23 protein-coding genes and 1 tRNA gene are annotated in these 25,564 nt (G+C 67.7%); 15 read left to right on the forward strand and 9 right to left on the reverse strand.

Translation table 11 applies throughout. The annotated features are described in order from the left end of the window. Positions 1-105: 105 nt before the first annotated feature. The 3 genes from J2S73_RS02215 to J2S73_RS02225 all read right to left on the reverse strand — a co-directional run bounded on the left by J2S73_RS02215 (position 106) and on the right by J2S73_RS02225 (position 5,796). Positions 106-3,657, reverse strand: a complete 3,552-nt coding sequence (locus J2S73_RS02215) for an AsmA family protein (RefSeq protein ID WP_306883787.1) — start codon at positions 3,655-3,657, stop codon at positions 106-108. Positions 3,658-3,754: 97 nt separating this feature from the next. Continuing rightward, positions 3,755-4,327 (reverse strand): ActR/PrrA/RegA family redox response regulator transcription factor, encoded by a 573-nt coding sequence (locus J2S73_RS02220; RefSeq protein ID WP_370874378.1) that lies wholly within the window; start codon positions 4,325-4,327, stop codon positions 3,755-3,757. Between the two features lie 137 nt (positions 4,328-4,464). Beyond that, on the reverse strand, positions 4,465-5,796 hold the full coding sequence (locus tag J2S73_RS02225) for an ActS/PrrB/RegB family redox-sensitive histidine kinase (protein WP_306883789.1): 1,332 nt from the start codon (positions 5,794-5,796) through the stop codon (positions 4,465-4,467). A gap of 191 nt (positions 5,797-5,987) precedes the next feature. Between J2S73_RS02225 and J2S73_RS02230 the strand changes: the two genes are divergently transcribed. From J2S73_RS02230 to J2S73_RS02245, 4 genes are all read left to right on the forward strand, one after another. After that, positions 5,988-6,785, forward strand: a complete 798-nt coding sequence (locus J2S73_RS02230) for an ABC transporter ATP-binding protein (protein WP_306883790.1) — start codon at positions 5,988-5,990, stop codon at positions 6,783-6,785. A gap of 81 nt (positions 6,786-6,866) precedes the next feature. Continuing rightward, complete coding sequence (locus J2S73_RS02235) at positions 6,867-7,703, forward strand: ABC transporter permease (protein WP_306883791.1); 837 nt, start codon at positions 6,867-6,869, stop codon at positions 7,701-7,703. A gap of 211 nt (positions 7,704-7,914) precedes the next feature. Next, positions 7,915-9,708, forward strand: a complete 1,794-nt coding sequence (locus tag J2S73_RS02240) for a polyhydroxyalkanoate depolymerase (RefSeq protein ID WP_306883792.1) — start codon at positions 7,915-7,917, stop codon at positions 9,706-9,708. A 204-nt stretch (positions 9,709-9,912) separates the two neighbouring features. Continuing rightward, entirely contained in the window at positions 9,913-10,248 is a 336-nt protein-coding gene (locus J2S73_RS02245; RefSeq protein ID WP_306883793.1) for a c-type cytochrome, read from the forward strand. A 35-nt stretch (positions 10,249-10,283) separates the two neighbouring features. Here the strand turns inward: J2S73_RS02245 and J2S73_RS02250 are convergent, their stop codons facing one another. From J2S73_RS02250 to J2S73_RS02265, 4 genes are all read right to left on the reverse strand, one after another. Next, positions 10,284-11,144 carry a class I SAM-dependent methyltransferase gene (locus J2S73_RS02250; RefSeq protein WP_306883794.1) on the reverse strand — a complete coding sequence of 287 codons (861 nt, stop codon included), beginning with the start codon at positions 11,142-11,144 and terminating at the stop codon, positions 10,284-10,286. Between the two features lie 4 nt (positions 11,145-11,148). Continuing rightward, positions 11,149-11,505: an ArsR/SmtB family transcription factor gene (locus J2S73_RS02255; protein ID WP_306883795.1), complete on the reverse strand. Its 357-nt coding sequence runs from the start codon at positions 11,503-11,505 to the stop codon at positions 11,149-11,151. Positions 11,506-11,849: 344 nt separating this feature from the next. Beyond that, positions 11,850-12,743 carry an RNA polymerase sigma factor RpoH gene (gene rpoH, locus J2S73_RS02260; protein ID WP_306883796.1) on the reverse strand — a complete coding sequence of 298 codons (894 nt, stop codon included), beginning with the start codon at positions 12,741-12,743 and terminating at the stop codon, positions 11,850-11,852. A 199-nt stretch (positions 12,744-12,942) separates the two neighbouring features. Beyond that, the gene (locus J2S73_RS02265) at positions 12,943-13,956 is read right to left on the reverse strand and encodes an RluA family pseudouridine synthase (RefSeq protein WP_306883797.1); all 1,014 of its coding nucleotides are present in this window, start codon (positions 13,954-13,956) and stop codon (positions 12,943-12,945) included. Here J2S73_RS02265 and J2S73_RS02270 point away from each other — a divergent pair. Together J2S73_RS02270 and J2S73_RS02275 are read left to right on the forward strand one after the other, a co-directional pair. Then, the gene (locus J2S73_RS02270; protein WP_306883798.1) at positions 13,955-14,326 is read left to right on the forward strand and encodes a DUF6476 family protein; all 372 of its coding nucleotides are present in this window, start codon (positions 13,955-13,957) and stop codon (positions 14,324-14,326) included. The two genes, J2S73_RS02265 and J2S73_RS02270, sit on opposite strands and share 2 nt — an antisense overlap. Before the next feature lie 152 nt (positions 14,327-14,478). Further along, positions 14,479-14,554: transfer RNA gene (locus tag J2S73_RS02275), tRNA-Glu, on the forward strand. 107 nt (positions 14,555-14,661) lie between these two features. Here the strand turns inward: J2S73_RS02275 and J2S73_RS02280 are convergent. Beyond that, positions 14,662-15,957 carry a nucleotide disphospho-sugar-binding domain-containing protein gene (locus J2S73_RS02280; RefSeq protein ID WP_306883799.1) on the reverse strand — a complete coding sequence of 432 codons (1,296 nt, stop codon included), beginning with the start codon at positions 15,955-15,957 and terminating at the stop codon, positions 14,662-14,664. Then, positions 15,954-16,886: a GntR family transcriptional regulator gene (locus J2S73_RS02285; RefSeq protein ID WP_306883800.1), complete on the reverse strand. Its 933-nt coding sequence runs from the start codon at positions 16,884-16,886 to the stop codon at positions 15,954-15,956. The genes J2S73_RS02280 and J2S73_RS02285 overlap by 4 nt, the downstream gene beginning before the upstream one ends. Positions 16,887-17,090: 204 nt before the next feature. Here J2S73_RS02285 and J2S73_RS02290 point away from each other — a divergent pair, with 204 nt between their 5' ends. The 9 genes from J2S73_RS02290 (at position 17,091) to J2S73_RS02330 (ending at position 25,559) form a co-directional block, all read left to right on the forward strand. Next, positions 17,091-18,143: a polyamine ABC transporter substrate-binding protein gene (locus tag J2S73_RS02290; RefSeq protein WP_306883801.1), complete on the forward strand. Its 1,053-nt coding sequence runs from the start codon at positions 17,091-17,093 to the stop codon at positions 18,141-18,143. Positions 18,144-18,230: 87 nt separating this feature from the next. Continuing rightward, the gene (locus J2S73_RS02295) at positions 18,231-19,085 is read left to right on the forward strand and encodes an ABC transporter permease (RefSeq protein ID WP_306883802.1); all 855 of its coding nucleotides are present in this window, start codon (positions 18,231-18,233) and stop codon (positions 19,083-19,085) included. Positions 19,086-19,087: 2 nt separating this feature from the next. Further along, positions 19,088-19,879: an ABC transporter permease gene (locus J2S73_RS02300; RefSeq protein ID WP_306883803.1), complete on the forward strand. Its 792-nt coding sequence runs from the start codon at positions 19,088-19,090 to the stop codon at positions 19,877-19,879. Beyond that, complete coding sequence (locus J2S73_RS02305; protein ID WP_306883804.1) at positions 19,876-20,940, forward strand: ABC transporter ATP-binding protein; 1,065 nt, start codon at positions 19,876-19,878, stop codon at positions 20,938-20,940. The genes J2S73_RS02300 and J2S73_RS02305 overlap by 4 nt, the downstream gene beginning before the upstream one ends. Before the next feature lie 65 nt (positions 20,941-21,005). After that, complete coding sequence (locus J2S73_RS02310) at positions 21,006-22,289, forward strand: nucleotide disphospho-sugar-binding domain-containing protein (RefSeq protein WP_306883805.1); 1,284 nt, start codon at positions 21,006-21,008, stop codon at positions 22,287-22,289. Then, the gene (locus J2S73_RS02315) at positions 22,289-22,648 is read left to right on the forward strand and encodes a cupin domain-containing protein (RefSeq protein WP_370874379.1); all 360 of its coding nucleotides are present in this window, start codon (positions 22,289-22,291) and stop codon (positions 22,646-22,648) included. The genes J2S73_RS02310 and J2S73_RS02315 overlap by 1 nt, the downstream gene beginning before the upstream one ends. A gap of 10 nt (positions 22,649-22,658) precedes the next feature. Then, positions 22,659-23,003, forward strand: a complete 345-nt coding sequence (locus J2S73_RS02320) for a cupin domain-containing protein (protein ID WP_306883806.1) — start codon at positions 22,659-22,661, stop codon at positions 23,001-23,003. Beyond that, positions 23,000-24,061 (forward strand): aminoglycoside phosphotransferase family protein, encoded by a 1,062-nt coding sequence (locus J2S73_RS02325; protein ID WP_306883807.1) that lies wholly within the window; start codon positions 23,000-23,002, stop codon positions 24,059-24,061. The genes J2S73_RS02320 and J2S73_RS02325 overlap by 4 nt, the downstream gene beginning before the upstream one ends. Next, positions 24,054-25,559 carry an aldehyde dehydrogenase family protein gene (locus J2S73_RS02330; RefSeq protein ID WP_306883808.1) on the forward strand — a complete coding sequence of 502 codons (1,506 nt, stop codon included), beginning with the start codon at positions 24,054-24,056 and terminating at the stop codon, positions 25,557-25,559. Before J2S73_RS02325 ends, J2S73_RS02330 begins: the two co-directional genes overlap by 8 nt. The last annotated feature ends 5 nt before the right edge of the window (positions 25,560-25,564 follow it).

Here is a 25,564-nt window from a genome sequence, read left to right on the forward strand (position 1 = left end):
GAAGTACAGGCCCGATCGGCCGTCGCGTCTGCTTTTGCGGCGGGATGCGCAAGTGGTGCGTTTCAGGGCACCCGCAGGCGCCTTTTGACCGGTCGGGCGACCTGATCAGCGCCGCGGATTGGGGCGCGGCACGACGGTGACCGGGACCGCCTGGACCGGCTGGGCCTGCTGCGGCGCCGGCTGCTGAACCGCCTGGGGCGCGGGCTGTTGTGCCGGCTGTTGCGCCGGGCGGGCACCGAAGACGCCGCTCAGGAGCGAGGCGGCGGCCTGGGCGCTCGGGTCCGTGGGAGCGGCCTGGCCGAGGAGCCCGCCGACCAGCCCTCCGACCACCTGTTCGGGACGGGGCTGCTGCTGGCCCTGCTGCTGCTGGCCGGTGAGGCTGCCGATCACGCCGGAAACCACCTGGGCCGTGTCGGGCGGTGGCGACGGCGCCTGGGGCGCGATCGGCTGGCTCTCGGCCGGAGCCTCGGCGGGCGCGACCTCGGTGGTCTGCACCTGCTGAGGCGGGGCCTGCTGCTGGCCGGCGAGACCGCCGGCGAGCTGGCCGATCGCCGAGCCGATCAGGTCGTCGGCCGAGCCGGAGCCGTCGGCCCCGGCATTGCCGCTGTCCCGGCCGCCTGCGAGCTGCTGGCGGGCGATCGAGGAGAGCGCGTTTTGAAGGTCGCCGCCGCCGGAGCCGCCGCCCCCGCCGATCTGGCCGAGTTGCTGGGTGATGAGATTGCTGAGCGCGCCGCCGGTGTCGCCGGAGGCGACCTGTCCGACCAGGGCGCCGGTGGCACCGAGGTCGGCCAGATCCTCGAACTGGCCGCTCACCGATTTGAGCTGCTCTAGCGCCGCCTGCGGATTCTGGAGAATGCCTCTGATATCGGGATAGATGCGCGGATCGGACCAGGGACCGTTGATGACGATGGGCACGCCGAGGCCCTTCAGATCGGCCTCGCTCCCCTGGCCTTCCAGGCTGGCGACCACGCGCGGATCGACCCGGAAGTCGAGGGTCTTGTCGGCGAGGTCGGCGCTGCCTTCGCCGCTCATCCGCACCAGCGGCCCGATCAGGGAGAGGTCGTCGGTGGTGGCCACGCCATCGGAGATCGCGAACGAGCTGCCGAAGGCGGTGAAGTCCGTCTTCTCCGCCGGGTCGGACTGCCAGCCGGTGAGAACGGAGGTGGACAGCCGACGGACCAGGCGCGGGATGTTGACGCCGAGGATGGCGCCGTTGGCGATCTGGAAGGAGGCGGAGCCGTCCATCGCGCGGATCAGCGCATAGGCGCTGTCGCCGGATCCGGCGACGTTGAGCGCAATGCGGCCGGTGCCGGCAAGCGCGCCGAAGTCCGCGCCGTCCTTGAGCAGCCGGTGGACGTCGACGCCGTCCAGCGCGAATTCGGCGCTGGCGGTCGCGCCGGAGCGGTCGCTGATCTGGACGCGGCCCGTGCCGGAGCCGGAATAGAGCTCGAACTGGCTGAGGAGGGCGTCGAGGGTGCCGTTCTCCAGCGTGACGCCGAGGGTGGCGGCCCCGGTCTTCAGGGCGTCGATGGTGATGGTCTCCGCCGTCAACGACAGGGAGGCGTCGACGGCCCGGAGGCTGGCGAGGTCGAGAGGCTCGCGGCTCCAGCCCTCGTCGCTGGCCGGAGGGGCGTCGGCGGCGGTCGACTGGCCGGAGACGTAAGGGGTGAGATCGAGCCGGCCGAAGGCAAGATCGGCGTTGATGACCGGCCGCTCGCCGGCAAGCGCCACGGACACGCCGCCGCGGGCGGAGCTGGCGTCGAGCGAGACCACGGCCTCCGACAGGGATACGCTGGACGCGCCGGCGGTGAGCACCCCCTCGATGGAGGCGGCCGCCAGACCGTCGCCGCTGCCCACGGGACGGTCGAGCCAGGCGAGCAGGGTCCGCAGCGACGGGGTGGCGAGCCCGATCCGTCCGGAGAGATCGCCGGCAAGGGTCACGGTGCCGCTGTAGCTGGCCGACACCCGGTCGGAGGCGAGGCCGACGCGGAAATCCGTCGGGGCGCCGGAGAGCAGGGTGCCGGGCGCGCCCATCGACCCGTCGACCCGGAACGGGGTGCCGCGCCAGGTGACGCCGCCCGCCAGCGAGACCGGGCCGGTGGTCCCGGCGAACTCGGCATCGAGATTGATGGCCTCCAGGGTGCCGGCGGCGCTGTCGCCGGGCACGGCGTCGGCGAGCGGGAGGCCGGTGACGCGCGCATCGCGCAGGCCGACGGTCCCTGTGACATTGGCTGCGTCGAGAAGGGCGTCGACAGTGGTGCCCCGGCCCTCGAAACCGACATTGGCCGTGGCCGTTCCCGAAGCCTCGTAGGGCTGCGGGGCGACCGCGAGCAGCGTCGCCAGCGGCACGTCGGCTGCCCGGAAGCGGCCGTCGACGGCGGCGGTTCCGGCGTCGTCGCGCGCCCGGATCGACAGGGCGAGGGTGCCGCCGTCGAGCCCGGCGCTGGGAACGTCGATGCTGAGATCGCCGGCCTGGAGAAGGATGCGGGCCCGGGCATCGCGAAGCGTCGCCTGGGGTGTCGCCAGTTCGCCGACGGTGACGGACAGATCGACGTCGACCGCATTCAGGCCGGAGAGGTCGAGGCTGCCGTCGTCCGGGGCAGCCGGCGCCGCGTCATCGGCGGTCGTCTGGGGTAGGAACTCCGCCAGATCGATGGTGTCGGCGGCGAGCGTGCCGCGGATCTGGGGGATCTCGGTGGCCGTCGGTAGTGTGATCTCACCCGTGATCACACTACCGCCGATCTGACCACCGATGTCGGTGAGCGCCAGCGCGAGCGGTGTCATGACCGCGGTGGCCTCCACCGACACCGAGCCGATGTCGACGCCCGGCGCGCTGCCGCTGGCCCATGCGACGGCGTCCGAGAGGTCGTCGCTGGCGAACGCGATGCGGCCGTCGAAGCTGACCGTATCGGCGAGGATCGCCGTGCCGTCGAGGTCGGCGGTCATCGGACCTTCCTCGATGGCAAGGCTGACCGCCGTCGGCGCGGTGGACGTCAGCGAGCGCGGGGTTTCGATGTCGGCGGTGAACGACAGGGGCCGGTCGCGGAAGCGCAGGCTTCCCTCGGCATGGGCGGTCGCGTCGATGTCCGGCAGCCGCAGGCGCAGGGCGAGCTGGTCCACGGTTTCGCGCAGCCCCGTGCCGACGTCTTCCACCACGACGACGCCGTTGCGAATATCGAACCGGCCGACCGAAAGCCGTTCCAGGATCGCGACCACGTCGCGCAGGCCGTCCGAGCCGGTCGTCTCCGCCGCGCCGTCCGCCGCGGACGCGGAGGCCGCACGCAGGCCCGGCAGGGTGATGGTGCCGTCCTCCTGACGGATGAGCGCGAGCCGGAGCCCGTCGAGCACGATCTCGTTGACGCGGATGTTGCCCGACAGGAGCGGCAGCAGGCCGAGATCGGCGCGCAGGGTGTCGAGCGACATGACATCCGCGCCATCCGGCGCGCGCACGCGCACCGATTCCGCCGACAGCCCGACCGTCGGAAACGCGCGCAGCCCGACATCGCCGTCAATCGCGATCGCGAGCCCGGTGGCCCGGCTGAGCTGACCCACCACCGTGTCCCGCACCCATTGGGTCGAGATGAACAGCGGCAGGGCGGCAAGGGTGCCGACCACGATCACGCAGAGCGTGGCCAGGGCGATCAGGACGCGTTTCATGTCAGGCTCCGGGGCTCATGCGAATCGGCATCCGATTCGCATCGCGCCAGTGTATCGGATCTCCGGTGAAGAGACCTGCCTCGGAGCGGACGGGACGTCAGCGCGGGGCGCGCTTGGCGAGGATGCGCTGCAGGGTCCGGCGGTGCATGTTCAGCCGCCGTGCCGTCTCCGAGACATTGCGGTCGCACAGCTCGTAGATCCGCTGGATGTGTTCCCAGCGCACCCGATCGGCCGACATGGGATTGTCCGGCGGCGCCGCCCGGTCTTCCGGATTGCGCAGCAGGGCGGTCACCACGTCGTCCGCATCGGCCGGTTTCGACAGATAGTCCATCGCACCGAGCTTCACGGCGGTCACCGCGGTGGCGATGTTGCCGTAGCCGGTCAGCACGACGCTGCGGGCGTCGGGGCGGACCTGCCGCAGCCTGTCGACCACATCGAGACCGTTGCCGTCGCCCAGCCGCATGTCGACCACGGCATAGGCCGGCGGGTTGCTCTCGATCCGGGCGATCGCGTCCTCGATGGTTTCGGACGTCTCGGTCTCGAAGCCGCGCTTCTCCATGGCCCGGGCGAGGCGCTGCACGAATGCGTGATCGTCATCGACGATCAGCAGCGTGACCTCGCCGTCGGGAAGGGTGATCTCGTCCTGGGTACTCGTGTCGGTCACTGTCATGTTTCATACGCGTCTTGTCGCGTCGGGGGCGCCGCATCGATGGGAGCGCGGCGCGGGGCTCACTCTTCTCTGTAATGTTTATAGGAGCCCGGGGCCGTTCGGCAAAGCGCAGCGGCCATGTCGTTCGGGCATCCGGGCTATGCCGGGAACGACGGACCGGCGTCCGGGCTGCGCGAGAGGTCGATGGCGGCGCGCTCCCATTCCGCCTCCACGCAGGCGCCGCGCTTCGGCGGACGCCGGTTCGCGAACGTCAGCCGGGCGCCGGAGCGTTCCAGCAGCGTCTTGGCGATGAAGACGCCGAGGCCCAGTCCGCCGCCGGCCGAGCGCGTCGCCCGGCTGGTGACATAGGGGTCGCCGAGCCGGTCGAGGACGGTTTCGGAAAAGCCGCGTCCGTCGTCCTCGATCTCGATCGTCACCCGGTCGTCGGACCAGCGCGCCGTGACGTGGACGTCGGTCTCGGCGAAGTCGACGGCGTTCTCAAGAAGATTGCCCAGCCCGTAGAGGATCGCCGGGCTGCGCGCGACGATCGGCTCGTCCGGGGTGCTGCCCTCGCGCAGCACGTGGACGTCGATGCCGAAATCCCGGGTGGGCGCCACGACCTCCTCGATGAGCTGGGCGAGGCTCATGCGGTCGAAGTGGCCGTCCGGCTCGTTGGCCAGGGTGGTGAGCTTGCGCAGGATGTCGCGGCACCGGTCGGTCTGGGTGCGCAGGAGGCGCACGTCCTCGGCGTGGGGCGAGCCGGCTTCGATCTCCCGTTCCAGTTCCTTGGAGACGAGGGCGATGGTGGCCAGCGGCGTGCCGAGCTCGTGGGCAGCGGCGGCGGCAAGGCCGTCGAGCGCGCTCAGGTGCTGCTCGCGGGCGAGCACGAGTTCGGTTGCGGCGAGTGCGTCGGACAGCTGCCGGGCCTCGTCGGCGACCCGGAAGGTGAACACGCCCATAAGGCCGAGGCTGCAGGTGAGCGCCAGCCACACCGCCCCGATATAGAGAAGCGGCAGCTCCAGGACCTCGCCCTCGTACCAGGGCAGCGGCAGGTGATGGATCGCGAGAAAGGTGGCCGCGATCAGCACCAGGCTTGCCAGAAGCAGGGTCTTCTGGGGCGGCAGGGCGGTTGCGGAAATCATCACCGGCGCGATCATCAGGAACGCGAAAGGATTGACCAGGCCGCCGGTCAGGTAGAGAAGCGCGGCGAGCTGGAGAATGTCGAATCCGAGCAGCATCGCGGTGTTCGGTTCCGACAGCCGCCGGCTGGACGAGAACCTGAGACGCAGGACGACATTCAACAGGGCCGAGGCCGCGATCAGGCCGAAGCAGGCCGGAACCGGAAGCGGAAAGCCGAAGACCAGACCGACCACGAGCACGGTGGCCGTCTGGCCGCCGACGGCGAGCCATCGCAGCCGGATCAGCGTGTCGAGGCGCACGTTGCGCTGGCCGAAGGCGGGGGCGTGATCCAGATTCATGGGAGCGGTCATGGCCATCGTCTCGTCAAGGCGAGGGTGTGGAACATCGGTGCGGGACCGGCGGAGCCCGTCGCCGGTGTCGGTATCGACGCGTTACGTACGCCATCGCCGGGTGCCGCGCACCGTCAATCCGGCGGTCCGCTTCCCACCGGCTACGCATGCCGGGCCCGGATGGTTTCTACAGAATGGATGATGGACACCCCATGGATACGACCGTCGCACCCCGCGAGGCGATGACCGATCCGGCGATCGCCCTGGACGGCGTGGTCAAGGACTATGACGGAAACCGCGCGGTGGGCGAGATCGACTTCGCCATCCGGCGCGGCTCGGTGACGGGCCTGCTGGGCGGCAACGGGGCGGGCAAGACCACGACGATCGCCATGATCATGGGGCTCGTGCTGCCCACCGCCGGCTCGATCCGCGTGCTCGGCCACGACATGCTGCGCGAGCGCCACAAGGTGCTGCACCGGGTCAATTTCGAAAGCCCCTATGTGGAAATGCCGATGCGCCTGACCGTGCGCCAGAACCTGACGGTGTTCGCCAACCTCTATGGGGTGAGCCGGGTGCGGGCGCGGGTGGTGGAGCTTGCCGAGGCGCTGGAGCTGACGGAGGTGCTCGACCGGCCGTCCGGGCGGCTGTCGGCGGGCCAGAAGACGCGGGTGAGTCTCGCCAAGGCGCTGATCAACACGCCGGAGCTGCTGCTTCTGGACGAGCCGACGGCATCGCTCGATCCCGACACGGCCGACTGGATCCGGTCGCGGCTGGAAGACTACCGCCGGGAGCGCGGCGCGACGATCCTGCTGGCCTCCCACAACATGGCGGAGGTGGAGCGGATGTGCGACGACGTGATCATGATGCGCAAGGGCGAGGTCGTGGATCGCGGGGCGCCCCAGGAGCTGATCGGCCGCTACGGACGGACGACCATGGAGGACGTGTTTCTCGACGTCGCCCGCGGCCGGTCGAGTGCGGAGGTGCCAGACGCCGACCGGCCGGCGTCCTGAGGGCAGGCGCGCGGGCGGCGGCCGCAACCGGATCGTGACCCGGCTCGCAGCCGGCTGAAGGAACAAGAAGAAGGGTCAGACATGCTCTATTCGCGCACCGGCGCCGGAATTCCCGAATACCGCTCGATCTCCCCGGCGCGGACCTTCGCCATGATCCAGCGCTACACCTATCTGCTGCGCTCGTCCTGGCCCCGGGTGCTGGAGCTGATCTACTGGCCGACCGTGCAGATGCTGATGTGGGGCTTCCTGCAGCTCTATCTCAACGAGCAGTCCGGTTTCATCGCCGGGGCGGGCAGCGTGTTCATCGGCTCGGTGCTGCTCTGGGACATCCTGTTCCGCGGCCAGCTCGGCTTCTCGATCTCCTTCCTGGAGGAGATGTGGGCGCGCAACATCGGCAACCTGATGATGACGCCGCTCAGGCCGGCGGAGTTCATCGCCGCGCTGATGGGCATGAGTGTGATCCGGCTGGCGATCGGACTGGTGCCGGTGACGGCGATGGCCTACGCCTTCTTCTCCTTCAATCTGTGGTCGCTGGGTCTGGTTCTGGTGGCGTTCTTCGCGAACCTGATCCTGACCAGCTGGGCGATCGGCATCGCCGTGTCCGGGCTGGTGCTGCGCCAGGGGCTGGGCGCGGAGACGCTGGCCTGGTCGCTGACCTTCCTGCTCCTGCCGCTGACCTGTGTCTACTATCCGGTGGCGGTGCTGCCGGAGTGGCTGCAGACGATCGCCTGGATGCTGCCGCCGACCTACGTGTTCGAAGGCATGCGGGCCGTCCTCATCGACGGCGTGTTCCGGGCCGATCTGATGATCTGGGCGCTGGGTCTCAACGCAGTCCTGATCACCGGCGCGAGCGTGCTCTTCGTGGCCCTGTTCAACGCGTCCCGGTCGGCCGGGTCGCTGCTGGCCCTCGGCGAATGAGCGCGACTTTTGCCACAAAGTTGCCGTAATTGATGGGCGTCTGCCCAACTTTTCTGCAGGAAATTCCCGCATCAGTCTGATCGTGCACAACTTCTCGGCGGTGTGGGAGTTTTTGTTCCACCGCTTGCGGACCGGGGCCCTGCCCCCTTATCTTTTTGTGCAGTGCAAACAAACTGCGCGACATGTGTTTCGAGACCAGGACGGTTGGCCCGTGTACTATCAACTCTACGAACTGAATCATGCGGCCGTGAGTCCCTTTCGGGCAGTCGCAGACGCGACGCGGCTCTATTTCAAGAATCCGCTCAATCCGCTCAGCCATACGCTCTACGGCCGCAGCATGGCGGCGGCGGGCGAAGTGTTCGAGCGCATGACCCGGCGCTACGGCAAGCCCGAGTTCGGTCTGACCGAGACCACGGTGGGCGGCGTCAAGGTGCCGGTCCATGTGGAGACCGTCTGGGAGCGGCCGTTCTGCCGGCTGCTGCATTTCTCCCGGGATCTGCCGCGCGGCCGCAAGGCCGACCCGAAGGTGCTCGTAGTGGCGCCGATGTCGGGCCACTACGCGACGCTTCTGCGCGGCACGGTCGAGGCGCTCTTGCCGAACCACGACGTCTACATCACCGACTGGACCGACGCGCGCATGGTGCCGCTGGCGGACGGCCAGTTCGATCTCGACGACTATATCGACTACGTGATCTCGCTGCTGCACGTGCTGGGCGGCGACACCCACGTGATCGCGGTCTGCCAGCCGGCGGTGCCGGTGTTCGCGGCCGTGGCGCTGATGGAAGAAGACCAGGACGCCTATGCGCCGCGCTCCATGACCCTGATGGGCGGCCCGATCGACACCCAGTGCAATCCGACCGGGGTCAACGATCTGGCCAAGCAGCACGATCTGGACTGGTTCCGCCGCAACGTGATCATGCGGGTGCCGTTCCCGCTGCCGGGCTTCATGCGCGAGGTCTATCCGGGCTTCCTGCAGCTGACCGGGTTCATGAGCATGAATCTTGACCGGCACATGTCCGCCCATCGCGACTTCTTCGGCCATCTCGTTCAGGGCGACGGTGATTCCGCGGAGAAGCACCGCGAGTTCTATGACGAGTACATGGCCGTCATGGACCTGACCGCGGAGTTCTATCTTCAGACGCTCGACCGTGTGTTTATCAACCACCATCTGCCGAACGGCGAGTTCCGCCATCGCGGGCGGCTGGTGAAGCCGGAAACGATCCGGCGGACGGCGCTGATGACGGTGGAAGGCGAGAAGGACGACATCTCCGGCCTGAAGCAGACCGAGGCGGCGCACCGGCTCGCCAAGAACCTGCCCGAGGACAAGCGCGCCCACTACATGCAGCCGGGCGTCGGCCACTACGGCGTGTTCAACGGCTCGCGCTTCCGCTCGGAAATCTGCCCGCGCATCCGCGACTTCATCCTGAGCCACGACGGTCCCGAGACCGCGACGGCGCCGGCCCGTCCGAAGCCGGCCGCGCAGCAGGCGGCGCCCGCCGCCGCACCGAAGGCTGCCGAAGCCAAGGCGCCGGAAGCGGAAGCCAAGGCGCCGGAAGCCAAGGCCGAGCCCAAGGTCGCCAACGCCAAGGGCGCTGAGACCAAGCCCGCAGAGCCGGCAAAGCCGGCCAGGGCGCCTCAGACCGCAGAGCCGGCGAAGGCCTCCAACCCCGCGACGGCTGCCGAAACCCCGAAGCCGGCCCCGAAGGCGAAGCAGACTTCTCCGGCCGCTGCCGCGAAGAAGCCGCGGGCGAAGAAGGGCCTCGCGGCGGTCCGGTTGGAGGCGCCGAACGGGACGGCGGACGACCTGACCCGGATCAGCGGCGTCGGACCGCGCCTGGCCGAGCGGCTCAACGCCCTCGGGATCTACCATTTCAGCCAGCTGGCCGCGCTCGATGCGGCGGCGATCGCCGAGATCGACAAGGAGCTGGCCTTCCCCGGCCGCATCCAGCGGGACGGCTGGGTCGATCAGGCCAAGGCGCTCGCCGGCGAGATGGCCGCGAGTTGATCGGCGGCGGCCATCCGGCGGCACCGAGACCAGCGCAATCCGTCACGACAAGAGCCCCCCGGATCGGCCGATCCGGGTGGTCTCGTTTCCGCCGTCTTCACATTGGAATTGATCCGGTTCCAGCTCTGCGGTCACAATGCGGGCCTCGCGGATTCGCCGTTCCGGTCGAAGTCCGCCTTCCCCTTTCGACGACGGGAGATGTATGTGACCGGCCTTCAACCGCTCCGCCTGTTCGTGGCTGTCGGGACGCTGCTTGCGTCACTCGGCGGTGCCCATGCCGCCGGCGACGCCGAGGAAGGGCACCGACTTGCGTTGCTGTGGTGCGCGAACTGTCACGTGGTGGATGACGCCCAGGCAACCGCCAGCGCCGACGTTCCGCCCTTTACCGCCATCGCAAACTCCGAGGCGCTGACCACCGAAAGCCTCTCGGTCTTTCTGGCCGATCCGCATCCGGTGATGCCGGACATGGATCTCTCCCGCTCGGAGATCGCCGATATCGTTGCCTATATCGAGAGCCTGAAGAGCGACGGGGCCGACTAGAGGGCGTCCGTGCCGGGCGTGAGCGGCCCGGGACGTCAGCCGGTTGGGCGGGTCTTCCGCAGGATGATCAGGGATTCCCGGGCGCCGGGCTGGATCGGCAGCCGTGCGACGACCGAGGCCGAGAGCCGGTCGTCGAGTGCGGCCCGGGCATAGGCGCTGGCGAACTCGATCTCGTAACCGCCCTGCAGGAGAGCGGCGATGGCGAGCTGTTCGTTGTAGGTCGTGAACGGCCAGGCGTCGGGATAGGGCGCCGGCAGGAAGATGTCGTGAAAGCCGACATAGGCGCCTTCGGGCAGCGCCGGCAGGAGCCGGTTGACCACGATGTCGACATCGGTGCCCGGCATCAGCACGTGGCTGGAATCGCAGAACAGGAAATCGCCGGCTTCGAGATCGGAGCCGACCTGATCGCCGGCCTCCTGAAGCGGACGCAGATCCAGCGTCACGGGAAGTCTGGAGATGTCGGCGCGGGGCTGCGGGTCGATGGCCCCGATGTGCGTGTCCAGTCCGCCGTCCCGGACGGCGCGGGCCAGGAACCGGGTGGAATGGCCGGAGCCGACTTCGAGGATCCGGCGGGGGCGGCGGGTGCGGACGAAGGTGTAGAGTGCGGCCGCATCCAGCCGGGGAAACCAGTCCTGCTCGAACCGCGGCTCCGGCGGGGAGAGGCCGGATATGGCCTCAAGGTCGTCCGCATGGCGGTCGATGTCGTCGATGAATTCGGAAAGGGCCGCGTTCCGCGCTTCGAAGATGCGCTCCAGCGCGTCGTAGGGCCGCGCCGCCACTGGACGGGCGAGCGGCGCGTGGCGGTGCGGAATGAAGAAGCCCTTCTCGGCGATGCCGAGAACGGTCTGCAGGCCGAAACTCAGCCTCCGCCGTCCGCTCCGGCCCGGCAGCTTCATGGGCCTACTCACCCGGGCCGGGGATCTCGCCGGCCGCGATGGTTGGATCTATCCCGCCCGGCTGGCAGTAGAGTTCCGACAGCCGGTCCATCAGCAGCCGCAGTTCCTCCGACGCGATGGAATAGTAGATGGTCTGGGCCTCGCGCCGACCTGACACCAGACCAAGAGCCCGCATCTTTGCCAGGTGCTGGGACATGGCCGACTGGCTGAGTCCGACCGCGTCGGCGAGGGTTGTGACCGACTTTTCTCCCTCAATCAGATTGCAGAGAACCAGGAGACGCTTCTGATTGGCCAGGGCGGACAGCAGCGACGCGACGAAGTCCGCGCGCTCGGCCAGATCAATCTGCATATCAATCAACATAGTACCCCTTCCCGGAGGGGCTCGCTGCGCAAGCCAGAAGGCAATGGGATCGCTAAAATGTGATCACACATCTCGTCTTGCCGCGCCCCGAAGAAAGCGTCAAGGCGCACGCCCCCAACCCGAGCGGCCCATCCACGCTATTTCCTGATCGAGCAGCTCAAGAAATAAGCAGGGTCGCTGCGCCCGGAGCCTATTCCATCAGGGAACAAACACCCAACCAATTAAAACAGTTCCGAGGGGGGGAGGTCCGCCCGCGATCTTTGGCGGAACGGTATGAGGGATCGGAATGCGGCGGCCAGGTCGGCGTTGGCTGGTTGCCCGGCCAACGCCGTCGCGTTCTTGCGTCAGGCCTCGGCGCGCGGCCGCTCCATGTCGCGGGAGGCCTTCTGGACGGCCTTCTGGACCTTCTCGAACGCCCGAACCTCGATCTGGCGGACACGCTCGCGGGAGACGCCGAACTCCTCCGACAGGGTTTCCAGCGTGATCGGGTCTTCCGACAGCCGGCGGGCCTCGAAGATCCGCCGTTCGCGATCGTTCAGGACGCCCATGGCGTCCTTCAGGAGCTGGCGGCGATTGTCCAGTTCCTCGGTGTCGGCGAGCGTCTGCTCCTGGGTCTGGCTGTCGTCGACGAGCCAGTCCTGCCATTCCCCGGAATCGGCTTCCTGACGGATCGGCGAGTTGAGCGAGCTGTCGCCGGACAGCCGGCGGTTCATGGAGATCACGTCTTCCTCGGTCACGCCGAGGCGTTCGGCGATTTCCGCCACGTGCTCCGGACGCAGATCGCCCTCGTCCAGGGCCTGGATCTGGCCCTTCACCTTGCGCAGGTTGAAGAACAGCCGCTTCTGGTTGGCCGTCGTGCCCATCTTCACCAGGCTCCAGGACCGAAGGATGTACTCCTGGATCGCGGCCTTGATCCACCACATCGCATAGGTGGCGAGACGGAAGCCACGGTCGGGATCGAAGCGCTTGACGGCCTGCATCAGACCGACGTTGCCTTCGGAAATCACCTCGCCGATCGGCAGGCCGTAGCCGCGGTAGCCCATTGCAATCTTGGCAACGAGACGCAAATGGGAAGTGACCAGGCGCTGGGCGGCGTCGGGGTCGTCATGCTCGTGATAGCGCTTGGCGAGCATGTACTCTTCCTGCGGCTCCAGCATCGGAAACCGCCGGATTTCTTCCAGATAGTGCGACAGGCCGGTGTCACCGGACGTGATCGCGGGAAGCATCGGTTGGGCCATGAGTATGCGCCCTCCTTAGGTTCAAATCGCCGGCCGCACCCTGGCGGCGGCGCACGGTTGCAGGGGGAACGCGACAGGGTGGCTGCCGGGTTCCACGTTGCGCACGTCTCCCGGATGCGGCGAGACGTGAGGTCCGCGTCCCGAGTGCCGGGCCCGCGAATCCGAAATCCTAACCCAAATTGGGTCAAAACAGGGGCCGCTACCGTCCCAGTTTCGTGAGCTCTTCCGTGAGCAGAGCCAGCGGCGCCGGCATCGGGCTTTCGAACCGGACCGTCTCGCCCGTCACCGGGTGGGCGAACCCGAGCACGGCGGCGTGGAGCGCCTGACCGGAGAGCCCGGCGAGCGCCGAGCGGACGGCGTCGGGCAGGCGGTTGGCCTTGGTCTTGAAGCCCGCCCCGTAGAGCGGATCTCCGAGCAGCGGATGGCCGATATGGGCCATGTGCACGCGGATCTGATGGGTCCGGCCGGTCTCCAGCCGGCAGGACACCAGGCTCGCCAGGGGCTCGGCCGCCGGAAAGCCGCGCTCGACCGCATAGTGGGTGATCGCCGGCTTGCCGTTCGACACCACGGCAAAGCGCTGGCGCTGGTTCGGCGCGCGGCCGAGCGGTGCGTCGATGGTTCCACGCAGCGGTTGCGGGGTGCCCCAGACAAGCGCCTTGTAGACCCGCTCCAGCGGACCGCTGCGGCCATGATCGGCGAACTGCAGCGCCAGCCCCTTGTGGGCGGCGTCGGACTTGGCCACGACCAGAAGGCCGGAGGTTTCCTTGTCGAGACGGTGGACGATGCCGGGACGGGCGACGCCGCCGATCCCGGAGAGATCGGATCCGCAATGGGCAAGCAGGGCGTTGACGAGGGTTCCGTCGGCATGGCCGGCTGCGGGATGGACCACCAGCCCGGCAGGCTTGTCGACCACGATGAGATGGTCATCCTCGAACACAATATCAAGCGGGATCGCCTGGGGCCGGGCGGTCGCCGGCTCCGGCGGCGGCAGGGTGATTGCGATCGCCTCGCCCGGGCGCAGCTTGCGTTTGGGTTCCGTTTCCGGAGCCCCGTCGACATGCACCTGACCCGACTTTATAAGCCCCTGCAGCCGCGCCCGGGAGAGATCCGGAACGCGACGGGCGAGGACCACGTCGAGACGCTGGCCCGCATCGGTCTCGTCGGCGACGACGGCGAGCGGCTCTGACGAGGAAACGAAGGCGGCACTATCCATGAATTCATCCGCACTCGACGACGGGCCCGAGCCGCCGCTCGATCCGATGATGGAGCGGGTCCAGCGCAAGCTCAGAAAGCTGCTGCTGGTCTCCAGCCTGATCATGGTGGCGGGCTTCGTGGCCGTGTTTGCCGCCATCTTCTACAGGATTTCGCAGGACGATGCCGCAGCTCCGGCCACCGAGCTCGCGGTCGAGATTCCGTCGGGCGCCACGGTCCGCTCGGCAGCCGCGACCGGCGACCGGATCACCTTGGTCGTTGAGGGGCCGGACGGCAAGACCTCCGTTCACGTTTTCGACGCCGGCAGCGGCGCCCGGCTGCAGACCGTCACCGTCGGGACCGGCGCTCCCGCCGCACCGACCGCGCAGTAGGCGGGACCCGGCACACGCAGGCGTCCCGCGCTTCCTGTTCGGGGGCGCCCAGACGCTTTCGCTTTTCTGCGAACGAGGGTGTCAGGCACCTTGCGTCGCCCGCGGCGAGACGCTATATCCGCGCTCTGTTTCCGGCGCCCCGGCGCCGTGAAGCCCCCATCGTCTAGCGGTCCAGGACGCCGCCCTCTCACGGCGGAAACAGGGGTTCGAGTCCCCTTGGGGGTGCCATTCATTGGCTACCCGACTGATTTCCTTGAAATATTAGCTCCTTTGCCCTTACCGCTCGCGGGTGCGCCGCGCGCTCCGGCGTCGGCGCTCGCTCTGGTCCGTCCGGCTCAGGCCATCGGGCGTCCTGCTTCCAGTGCATCCATGACCGCCCGGGCGGCCCGCTCGGTGCCGGGCTCTGCCTGCATCCCGCGTGCGATCTCCGCCAGCCGCTGCCGCATCGCCGCATCGTCCAGAAGCGCGATGATGGCCGAACGGAGCTCGTCCGGGCTCCAGGCGCTGCGGTCAAACCGGCGGCCGAAGCCGAGCGCGTCGGTGCGCTGGGCGTTGTCGTGGCCGTCCCAGCAATAGGGCATGACCAGCGACGGGACGCCGTAATAGAGCGCCTCGCAGAAGCTGTTGTTGCCGCCGTGGTGGATGAAGAGGTCGGACTCCGCGACCACCGAGGGCTGGGGAAACCAGCTGCCGAGATAGACGTTGTCGGGCACCCGGCTGTAGGCCTCGAGAAATCCGCCGACATTGACGAGGAAGCGCACCGGCAGGGTGGCGAAGACGTCGATCATCCGGCCGATCAGGTCGGTGTCGATGGAGCCGAGGCTGCCGAAGCTCATATAGACGAGCGGTGCGTGGTCGACCGGCATGAACGGCGCGTCGAAGCGGGTTTCCTCGCGCACGCAGCCTTCCAGATAGACGAACCGGTCCTTCGGCAGCGGATCGGCGCGCTCGTAGCGCGCGGCGGAGGGGGCGAGCAGGAGGTTGAGGGTCGGCGAGGATTCCAGAAACAGTCCGGCGGGGAGCGCGGACAGCCCGTGGGCCTTGCGGAAGTCGTTGTAGCGCTTTTGGGCCGCGCGGGTGTGGGTCAGGTAGGCCTTCTCGAAGCGCTCGCGACCCGCCGTGTCGTCGGGCGAAAGGCCGGAGAGATAGGGCGGCACGTTCGGGTCCGGGATCTCCGTTTCCGCGCACGATACCACCCGCACCCAGGGGCAGCCGGCATTGGCGACGGCCGGGAACATGATGACGTTGTCGAGCAGGATCGCGTCGGGCCGGATCCGGTCCAGGAGCGCGGTCAGGCCGTCCTCCGCGGCGACCACGGTGTCCACGATCGCCTGCCAGGTGGGCGCGACATAGGTCGGCAGCTGCGCCATCGGGTCGAGATCGAAATGGGGCAGGTGGGTGGTAATGAAGCCCTGCCAGTAGTCCTCGATCGCGTCGCTGCTGCGCCTTTCCGGCGGCGGCAGGTGGTACTCCTTGAAGCCGTACTCCGCGAACACGCCGGTGAAGCCGGAATGGCAGATGAAGACGGGGGTGGCGCCCATCTGCCTCAGCTTCTGGGCAATGCCGACGCAGTTCAGCGCGGCGCCGAAGCTGGCCTCGGGAAACAGGGCGACGAGGGGCGATCGGCTCATGACCGAGGCGCCCGCATCAGCGGCGGCGTGCCCCGGTTGGCCGCTTCCGGCCGGCGGATGCGCGAGCGCCTGAGGTGCAGGGTCATCTGATCGGCGGCCAGGTCGTACTGGGCACTTTCAACGCTGTCCAAAATGTCGAGATGCTCTTGGAGGGACTGACGCAGGCGGAAGTCGGGGATGGAGGTATCCTTCTGGGTGCTGCGGCGCAATCTGTGATGGGCGAGCAGCGCGCCGCGGACGAACCGGTTCCCCGAACATTCGGCGATGAAGGAGTGGAAGTCGGTGTCGATGCGGTGGAAGCGGGCGGCGCTGATGGTGCCGGAGCGGCTTTCCATCAGGTCGGTCATCTGGGCGCGCAGCAGGCCGGCCCGCTTGAGATCGACCCCGAACCCGGGAGCCAGGATGGCCTGGGGCTCGAGCGTGAGGCGGAAGGACAGGCTCTCGTCGATGGATTTCGGGGAATCGAGGATCGGCTGGAACACCCACGCCTGACCCGGCATCTGGGTGACGATCCCGTCCCGTGACAGTACTTTTAGCGCAATTAATACACTGCTTCGCGATGCGCTGTAGCGCTGCATGAGCGCGCGCACGGACTGCACGTCGCCGATCCGCCGTTCCGCGCGATCGGCCAGGATGCGCTGGGCGAGCGAGTTCTCCAGATCCTCGAGCTTCTGGACGGCGTCGGCCAGTTCCTCGGCGCTGCCGATCGCCAGGAAGTAGCCTTCTTCCTCGCGCCAGCTGAGAATCTCGTTCTGCTCCAGAAGCTTGAAGGCCGAGCGAATGGGTGTTCGCGAGACCCCGCAGGCTTCCGAAAAGGCCTGCTCGGGCAGGTGGTCGCCGGGGCGCATGCCGCGCTCCATCGCAATGGTCAGGATCTGCTGGCCAAGGGCGAGGTGGTTCTGCCGGATGCTGCGGCGCGGTTCGATCATGGCTCTCCGGATCCCGGCGTCGGGAGGGTGCGCACGCGGTGCTCCGTGTCAAAAGAACAGCGAATACATATTGACGTATTATTTAGATCATTAAGACTGGAAAAAACATCCGTCGGCAAGCGCCGGCCACAAAAGAACACTCATCGCTTTCGGGCCGAGCTCCGGTTCGGCGGCGATGGCCCACCAGAGGTACGGAGAACGAGAATGCTCAAACAGACAGTCGCCGTGTGCGCACTTTTGGGAGCCGCCGGCGTGGCCGGAATGACCGCCCCGGTCCAGGCCGAGGAACTCGTGGTCTCGAACTGGGACGGCTACATGGCCCCCGACGCCATCGAGGCCTTCAACGAGGCGACCGGCAACGACGCCGAACTGGTGCTCCACGCCACCAACGAAGAGATCATGGGCAAGCTGATCGCCTCCAAGGGGCGGGGCTACGACGTGGTCTTCGTGTCGTCGCCGTTCGCCGAGGTGCTGCACAATCTCGGCCTCGCCGAGGAGCTGGACCACGACAAGATCCCGAACCTGGACAATCTCTACGCCCAGGCCCAGGAGCTGAAGCACGATCCGGGCAACACCTTCTCGGTGCCCTATGCCTGGGGCACGACCGGGCTGTGCTACCGCTCCGACCTCCTCGAAGAAGAGCCGACGAGCTGGATGGCGCTGCTCGATCCGAGCGACGAGGTCACCGGCAAGACGACCATGCTCGCCACCGACCGCTGGCTGCTCGCCGCCGGCCTGCTCGCCAAGGGTTATTCGGTCAACGAGACCGATCCGGAGAAGCTGCAGGAAGTGCGCGATCTCCTGATCGAGGCCAAGAAGACCCTGCTCGCCTACGACGACACCACCTTCTACGCCAAGCTGGTCTCCGGCGAGGCGGAGCTGGTTCAGGCCTGGGACGGCTGGTGCAACTACGGCATCGCCGAGAACGCCGACATCAAGTACGTGGTGCCGGAAGAGGGCTCCGACCTGTGGGTCGACACCATGGTGATCCTGAAGAACGCCGAGAACAAGGAAGCCGCCTACGAGTTCGTGAACTTCATGCTCGACCCGGAGAACCACGGCTGGGCGGCCGAGAACATCCTTTACAAGGTGCCCAACGAGCCCGCCATGGCGAGCCTCTCCGAGGAGATGCTGGAGACCTATCCGAACATGGCGATGAGCCCGGACGCGCTCATGCAGTACGAGCAGCTGCGCGACGTCGGCGAGGACCAGCGGACCTATTCGCGCATCGTCTCGGAGATCAAGGCCGCCAACTGAGGCCCCTGCGACCAGGCCCGGCGGCAGCGCGTCCGCCGGGCCCTCCTGCCTGCCGCCAGTTCAACGGGTTGAGTTCCCAGGCATCCGATGGCCGACCGCAAACCCCTTTATCTGATGACCCCGGCGCTGGCCTGGCTCACCGCGTTCATGGTGGTGCCGTGCCTGCTGGTCCTGGCGCTCGCCTTCTTCCGGCGGGGCATCTACGGCGGCATCGAGTATACGTTCACCCTGGAGACGATCGCGCTCGTCTTCGATCCGCTCTATGCGAGCATCTTCATCAAGTCGGCCCTGATCGCCGGGCTTGCCGGTTTGATCGCCTCGGTCATCGGCTATTCGGCGGCCTACGCGATCGCCGCCATGCCGGCCCGGCGCCAGCCGCTGCTTCTCTTCTTCGCGGTGCTGCCGTTCTGGTCGAACTATCTGGTGCGGACCTATGCCTGGATCGTGCTCCTCAACCGCGAAGGTTTGATCACGGCGCTCGCCCGCTATCTCGGCTATGACGGCGAGATGCCCCGGATGCTCTACACCGAGAGTGCCGTCGTCATCGGCCTGGTCTACAACTATCTGCCGTTCGTCATCCTCGCCTGCTACGCGCCGCTCTCCCGGCTCAACCCGGAGATTGCCGAGGCCTCGCGCGATCTCGGCGGCTCGGCCTGGACCACCTTCCGGCGCATCACGCTGCCGATGACGGCGCCGGGCATCGCCACCGGCTTCGTGTTCGTTTTCGTGCTGTCGATCGGCAACTTCGTGACGCCGGCGCTGCTCGGCGGCGGCCAGTTCCAGATGATCGGCAACCTGGTCTACGCCCAGTTCCTGACCGCCAACGACTGGCCGTTCGGCGCCGCGCTGTCGATGGTGCTGATCGCGGTGATGATGGGGCTCCTGACCCTGCAGACCTTCGTCTCCGAGCGCGCGTCCGGGGCGCGCACCAAGGAGGCGTGAGGATGGCCGACCGCTCGACCCAGCGCCTGATGCTCCTCATCCTGGCGGCGGTGTTCGCCTTCCTTTACGTGCCGATCTCCGTGCTGGTCGCGCTGTCGTTCAACGAGGGCGGGCTGCCGACGGCGTGGACCGGGTTTTCCACCAAGTGGTACGGCGAGCTAATCTCCAACAAGGACATCATGGGCGCGGCGCTGAACACGCTCATCGTCGCCGTCTCCTCCACCTTCATCGCCACCATCCTCGGCTCGCTGCTGGCCGTCGGCGTGGAGATTCGCCGCCGCAAGGGCCGGGTCCTGGAAACGGTGATCTTCGCGCCGATGATCATCCCGGACATCGTGCTGGCGATCGCGCTCCTGAGCTTCTTTTCCATGCTGGAGGTGACGCTGGGGCTGCGCACGATCATCGTCAGCCACGTGGTCTTCAACCTGGCCTTCGTCTGCGCGGTGGTGCGCGCCCGGCTGAAGACCTTCGACTGGACCATCGTGGAGGCCTCCACCGACCTCGGCGCTTCCACCATCACGACGCTGTGGCGGGTGGTGCTGCCGGTGCTGATGCCGGCGGTGATCGCCGGCGCGCTGCTGGCGTTCACGCTCTCCGTCGACGAGTTCATCATCGCCTTCTTCACGGCGGGCGCCGGGCGGGAGTCCATCACGCTGCCCATGCAGATCTTCGCCATGATCCGCTTCGGCGTGACCCCCGAGATCAACGCGCTCGCCACCATCGTGATGACGGTCTCCGTCGTCGCGCTCGCCCTCTCCCAGCGCCTGAACAGCGGAAAGCTTGCCGGTCAATGAGTGACGTTCTTCTGTCGATCCGCGACGTCAGGAAGTCCTTCGGCCGGCTGGAGGCCGTCGGCGGCGTGTCGCTCGACATCCGGGAAAACGAGTTCTTCGCGCTTCTGGGCGCGTCGGGCAGCGGCAAGACGACCCTGCTGCGGATGCTGGCCGGGTTCGAGACGCCGACGGCCGGCGAGATCCTGCTGGACGGCAAGGACGTCTCCAGGGTGCCGCCGAACCTGCGGCCCGTGAACCTCATGTTCCAGTCCTACGCGCTGTTCCCGCACATGACGGTGGCGCAGAACATCGCCTACGGGCTGGAAATGGACCGGATGGGCCGCACCGAGATCCGCTCCCGGGTGGGCGAGATGCTGGAGGTGATCCAGCTTTCGCACCTGGCCGACCGCAAGCCGGAGCAGCTCTCCGGCGGCCAGCGCCAGCGCGTCGCGCTTGCCCGCGCCCTGGTCAAGCGCCCGCGGGTGCTGCTTCTCGACGAGCCGCTCGGCGCCCTCGACAAGAAGCTGAGGGGCGAGATGCAACTGGAGCTGAAGCGGATCCAGGACGAGTTCAAGATCACCTTCATCGTGGTCACCCACGATCAGGAAGAGGCGCTGGTGATGGCCGACCGCATCGCCATCCTCAAGGACGGCCTGCTGCTTCAGTGCGGAACGCCCCACGAGATCTACGAACAGCCGGAAAGCCGGTTCGCCGCCGACTTCATCGGGGTGATGAACTTCCTGCCGGTGCATCTGCGGAACGGCCGGCTTGAGGCCGACGACGGCCGGGTGTTCGCCGGTCCGATCCCGGACGGGCTCGGCGAGGGGGACGCGGCGGTGGTGGCGGTGCGGCCGGAACGGCTGCGGCTCGGCGCGTCGGACGGCGAGAACAGCCTGACCGGCCGGGTGACGGCCACGGCCTATCACGGCCTCGACCTCCAGCTTCATCTGGAAACGCCCAACGCGCCGAAGCCGGTGCTCGTCCGGCTGACCGCCGATGCGGCGGAGGGGCATCGCTACGCCGAGGGCGAGGAGGTCACCGTCGGCTGGTCGGCGGCCGACACCCGCGTCTTCCCGGCCTGACACACACAAACCAAGACCCGAGGCGGGGCCGGACGAACCGGTCCGCCCACCAGAGGAGACAGGACATGGCGCAGAAGACTTTCGCCTTCTTCCCGGAAGCCGCCTTCGGCCCGGCGCTCAACTCCGTCGGCATCGCCCAGGCCGTGGAGCGGATGGGCCACAAGGCGGTGTTCCTCTCCGATCCCGGCTTCGTGGAGGTCTACGAGGGTTACGGCTTCGAGGCCCATCCGGTGAACCTCTCCGAGCCGATGCCGCCGGAGCAGATGGCCAAGTTCTGGGAAGACTTCATCAACAGCCACATCCCGAACTTCCGCAAGGCGCCGATCGACCAGATCGACAACTACGTGAAGGAGTGCTGGGAGGCGATCGTCGACAGCGCCAAATGGGCGGAAGAGGATCTCCCGGCGATCCTTGCCAAGATCAAGCCGGACGTCATTTCCGTCGACAACGTCGTGCTGTTCCCGGCGATCAAGCATTTCGGCGTGCCGTGGGTGCGGATCATCTCGTGCTCGGAGAACGAGATCGAGGACGATGCGATCCCGCCGCATCTCTCCGGCATGTCGGAAAACGACACCGAAGGCCACGCCGCGTTCCGGGCGAAGTTCAACGAGGTCATCAAGCCGATCCACGACGACTTCAACGAGTTCCTGAAGTCGACCGGCGAGGAGCCCTATCCGCTCGGGCAGTTCTTCGAGCCGTCGCCCTATCTGAACCTGCTGCTCTATCCGGAGCCGGTGACCTACGACCGTGCGGTCCCGCTCGATCCGGCGAGGTTCCAGTATCTCGAAGGCTGCGTGCGCCAGGACAAGCCGTATCAGGTGCCGACCTTCAAGAAGAACAACGACGGCCCGCTGCTCTACATCTCGTTCGGGTCGCTGGGCGCCGGTGACACCGATCTCCTGAAGCGGCTGATCGAGCTGGTCGGCAAGACCCGCTACCGGGCGATCGTCAATGTCGGCGACTACAAGGACTCTTATTCCGACATCCCCGACAACGTGATCATCGACAGCTGGTTTCCGCAGCCCTCGGTGATCCCGCAGGTCGACGCGGTGATCCATCACGGCGGCAACAACTCGTTCACCGAGTGCCTCTATTTCGGCAAGCCCGCGATCATCATGGCCTATGTCTGGGACGGCCACGACAACGCCATGCGCGTTCAGGAGACCGGTCACGGCTTCCGCTCCGACCGGTACGAGTGGACCGATGCGGAGCTGATCGAGAAGATCGAGGCCTGCCTGACCGACGAGGCGATGGCCGCCCGGCTGAAGGAAACCTCGGCGCACATGCAGTCCGCCAACGGCCAGGAGAAGGCCGCGCGCCTGCTGGTCAAACTGGCCGAGGAGCAGTGATGAGCGGTCTGGAGTCCACCGCCCCGCACATCCACGACGCCTCTGTCACCGACGATCTGGTGGACTGGGGCGCGCAGCCCGATGCCATCGAAGGGCAGTCCCACTCCACCGGCCGGCTCCTGTTCAAGGGGCCGGGCAACTCGCCGGAGACCGGCATCTGGGTGTGCACGCCCGGGCGCTGGCGGCTGTCGGTTCCGCGCGACGAATTCTGCCACTTCGTGGCCGGCCGCGCGGTCTACCGCTCCGATGCCGGCGAGACGATCGAGGTCACGCCCGGCACCTGCGTGCTGTTCCCCGCCGGCTGGGAAGGCGAGGCCGAAATCCACGAGACGATCCGCAACATCTACATGCTGAGTTGAAGCGCACCCGATGAAAACACCCGTCATGCACAAGCCCCTCGAGGTCACCGACACCGTCGACTGGGGCGAGATCCCGACCATGATCGAAGGGTCCTCCCACACCTCCGGCAAGCTGATCCACAAGGGCGATAACGGCGAGAGCGAATGCGGCCTGTGGATCTGCACGCCCGGGAAATGGGAGTGCCACGTCACCAAGGACGAGTTCTGCCACTTCCTGGAAGGCCGCTGCACCTACGTCCACGAAAGCGGCGACGTGATCGAGATCACGCCGGACACGGCCGCGTTCTTCCCGAAGGACTGGAAGGGCGTGTGCACGGTCCACGAGACGGTGAAGAAGGTCTACATGATCCGATGACCGCGCTTCCCGCGGTGCCGCCGCTTCCCCTCGATCCACCGGCGGCAACCTTCCTGGCTCGGCACGGTCTGGCCGGCGAGACGCTCGTTCCGCTGACGGCGGACGCGTCGACCCGGCGCTATGTGCGCCTGCCGGACCGGGGGCTGCTGCTGATGGAGGACCGGCAGGACCCGGTCGGGTTCGCGGCCTATCTGCGGCTGTCGCGGCATCTTTGCGCGCTGGGGCTGTCGGCGCCGCGGGTCCAGGGCGCCGATCCCTCCCACGGGCTGGCGCTGGTGGAGGATTTCGGCACAAGCACCTACACCGCGTGCCTGGCTGCCGGCCACGACGAACGCGCGCTCTACGAGCTGGCGGTTGACGCGCTGCTTCACCTGCATCACGAGCCGCGCGGCGCGGCGGTTTCCCAGCCGGCGTTCGATCTGGACACCTATCTCACCGAACTCGACGTCTTCTCCGACTGGTTCGCGCCGGCCGTGGCGCCGTCCGGGTTCGACCCGTCAGGCTTCGCGCGCCGGTTCCGGGAGCTGTGGGCGGCCGCGCTCGCGCCCATCGGCGAGCGGCGGGAGACGCTGGTTCTCCGCGACTTCCACGTCGACAACCTGATGCTTCTGGAGGGGCGGACCGGCGTGGCGCGATGCGGCTTGCTCGATTTCCAGGATGGGGTTCTGGGCCCGTGCGAATACGATCTCGTCTCGCTGCTGCAGGACGCCCGCCGCGATCTGGCGCCCGGTCTCGAAGCGGCCATGCTTCAGCGCTACGTCGCCGGAGCGCCGGCCCATCTCGGCCCGGCCGACGAGATCCGTCAGCGCTATGCGCTTCTTGGCGCGCAGCGCCATGCCCGGATCGCGGGCGTGTTCGTGCGGCTGAGCCGCCGGGATGGCAAGCCGCGCTATCTGGCCTTCCTGCCGCGGGTGCTCCGCCAATTGGAAACGGCGCTCGATGACGCCGGACTGACCGACATCCGCGCGTTCCTGGCCGCCGAGCTGCCCGAGTGGCGACAGCACGGCTCCGAGCTCGGAACCGACGCCGACATTCTGAAAGGACCGATCCGTGTCTGATTCAACCTCGCCCCGCTATTTTCTACTGCCGGACTATTGGGAAAGCGCCGGATCCGTCTCGCCGGTGATCGATCCCGCAACGCTTGAAACTGTGGGCGGGCGCGTGTCGGTCACCGAGGCTGAGATCGAGGACGTTCTGGAGCGGGTGAATGCTGCCCAGAAGGAGTGGGCGCGGCTCGATGCCAAGTCCCGCGCGCAGACGCTGCACCGGCTTGCCAACCGGATCGAGGCGGCCGACGTGACGGAGTGCGCGATCCTGATGAGCCGCGAGATGGGCAAGCCCTATCCCGAGGCGATCGGCGAGGTGGCGAACTGCGCTCCGGTGTTCCGCTACTATGCCGAACTGGCGCGTGACGAGGCGGGCAAGGTGGCCGGCACGACCCAGGCCGGCTCGCTGCAGTACGCGACCTATGCGCCGTACGGCGTCTCGGTCCACATCATGCCGTTCAACTTCCCGATCCTGCTGATGTGCTGGACCGTGGCGGCGTCGCTTGCCGCCGGCAACGGCTGCGTGATCAAGCCGGCCGAGGCGACGACCCTGTCGACCCTCGCCTTCATGGAGCTGTTCGATGCGCTGCCGGACGATCTGGTCGCCTGCCTTCCCGGCGGTCCGGACGTCGGCAAGGCGCTCATTGCGAGCGAAAAGACCCATGCCGTCGCCTTCACCGGGTCGGTGCCGGCGGGCCAGGCGGTGGCGTCGGCCGCGGCGTCCCGGCTGAAGCCGGCCATCATCGAGGCCGGCGGGTCCGATCCGATGGTGATCACCGCCCACGCGCCGCTGGAGATTGCGGCGGCCGGCGCGGTGACCGGCGCCTTCCACATGTCGGGCCAGGTGTGCACCTCCACGGAGCGGTTCTATGTGGTCGACAGCGTCCACGACGCGTTCGTGGAGGCGTTCGCCGCGGAAACGAACCGGCTCAGGATCGGCAACGGGCTGGAAAAGTCGGAGATCGGCCCGCTGGTCAGCGAGGCGGCGCGCGACAAGGTGATCCGGTTGGTCGACGACGCGGTGGCCAAGGGCGCGACGGTGGTCTGCGGCGGCAAGGTGCCGGACGGCGCCGGGCCGGGCTGGTTCTACGAGCCGACCATCCTCACCGGCTGCACCGACGAGATGGACATCCTGCACGAGGAGGTGTTCGGCCCGGTCGCCGCGATCGTCCGGGTGCCGGATTTCGAGGCCGCGCTTGAGGCCGCCAACGACAGCCGGTTCGGGCTCGGCGCGTCGATCTTCACCACCGATCTGGCCGAGGCGCACGAGGCGTCGGAGCGGTTCGAGGCCGGCATGGTGTGGATCAACAATCCGATGATCGACAACGACGCGCTGCCGTTCGGCGGGTGGAAGAACTCCGGGCTGGGCCGGGAGCTGGGCCGGTACGGGCTCGACGCCTTTCGTCGCACCAAGATGGTCATTCTTGACCACAAGCCGGTGCGGCACGACTGGTGGTACCCCTATCCCGACGACTGGTTCCTGGAAGCCGGCGGGCGCAAGCACGTCTGAGAGGA

Origin of the sequence: Amorphus orientalis (genome assembly GCF_030814015.1) — a bacterium.
GTDB lineage: Bacteria > Pseudomonadota > Alphaproteobacteria > Rhizobiales > Amorphaceae > Amorphus > Amorphus orientalis.

Bases quoted from the DNA above. Each gene is read 5' to 3' on its own strand.
- J2S73_RS02215 (WP_306883787.1), bottom strand. From the start codon at position 3,657: ATGAAACGCGTCCTGATCGCCCTGGCCACGCTCTGCGTGATCGTGGTC.
- J2S73_RS02220 (WP_370874378.1), bottom strand. From the start codon at position 4,327: ATGACAGTGACCGACACGAGTACCCAGGACGAGATCACCCTTCCCGAC.
- J2S73_RS02225 (WP_306883789.1), bottom strand. From the start codon at position 5,796: ATGACCGCTCCCATGAATCTGGATCACGCCCCCGCCTTCGGCCAGCGC.
- J2S73_RS02230 (WP_306883790.1), top strand. From the start codon at position 5,988: ATGGATACGACCGTCGCACCCCGCGAGGCGATGACCGATCCGGCGATC.
- J2S73_RS02235 (WP_306883791.1), top strand. From the start codon at position 6,867: ATGCTCTATTCGCGCACCGGCGCCGGAATTCCCGAATACCGCTCGATC.
- J2S73_RS02250 (WP_306883794.1), bottom strand. From the start codon at position 11,144: ATGAAGCTGCCGGGCCGGAGCGGACGGCGGAGGCTGAGTTTCGGCCTG.
- J2S73_RS02255 (WP_306883795.1), bottom strand. From the start codon at position 11,505: ATGTTGATTGATATGCAGATTGATCTGGCCGAGCGCGCGGACTTCGTC.
- rpoH (WP_306883796.1), bottom strand. From the start codon at position 12,743: ATGGCCCAACCGATGCTTCCCGCGATCACGTCCGGTGACACCGGCCTG.
- J2S73_RS02270 (WP_306883798.1), top strand. From the start codon at position 13,955: ATGAATTCATCCGCACTCGACGACGGGCCCGAGCCGCCGCTCGATCCG.
- J2S73_RS02265 (WP_306883797.1), bottom strand. From the start codon at position 13,956: ATGGATAGTGCCGCCTTCGTTTCCTCGTCAGAGCCGCTCGCCGTCGTC.
- J2S73_RS02280 (WP_306883799.1), bottom strand. From the start codon at position 15,957: ATGAGCCGATCGCCCCTCGTCGCCCTGTTTCCCGAGGCCAGCTTCGGC.
- J2S73_RS02285 (WP_306883800.1), bottom strand. From the start codon at position 16,886: ATGATCGAACCGCGCCGCAGCATCCGGCAGAACCACCTCGCCCTTGGC.
- J2S73_RS02290 (WP_306883801.1), top strand. From the start codon at position 17,091: ATGCTCAAACAGACAGTCGCCGTGTGCGCACTTTTGGGAGCCGCCGGC.
- J2S73_RS02295 (WP_306883802.1), top strand. From the start codon at position 18,231: ATGGCCGACCGCAAACCCCTTTATCTGATGACCCCGGCGCTGGCCTGG.
- J2S73_RS02300 (WP_306883803.1), top strand. From the start codon at position 19,088: ATGGCCGACCGCTCGACCCAGCGCCTGATGCTCCTCATCCTGGCGGCG.
- J2S73_RS02305 (WP_306883804.1), top strand. From the start codon at position 19,876: ATGAGTGACGTTCTTCTGTCGATCCGCGACGTCAGGAAGTCCTTCGGC.
- J2S73_RS02310 (WP_306883805.1), top strand. From the start codon at position 21,006: ATGGCGCAGAAGACTTTCGCCTTCTTCCCGGAAGCCGCCTTCGGCCCG.
- J2S73_RS02315 (WP_370874379.1), top strand. From the start codon at position 22,289: ATGAGCGGTCTGGAGTCCACCGCCCCGCACATCCACGACGCCTCTGTC.
- J2S73_RS02320 (WP_306883806.1), top strand. From the start codon at position 22,659: ATGAAAACACCCGTCATGCACAAGCCCCTCGAGGTCACCGACACCGTC.
- J2S73_RS02325 (WP_306883807.1), top strand. From the start codon at position 23,000: ATGACCGCGCTTCCCGCGGTGCCGCCGCTTCCCCTCGATCCACCGGCG.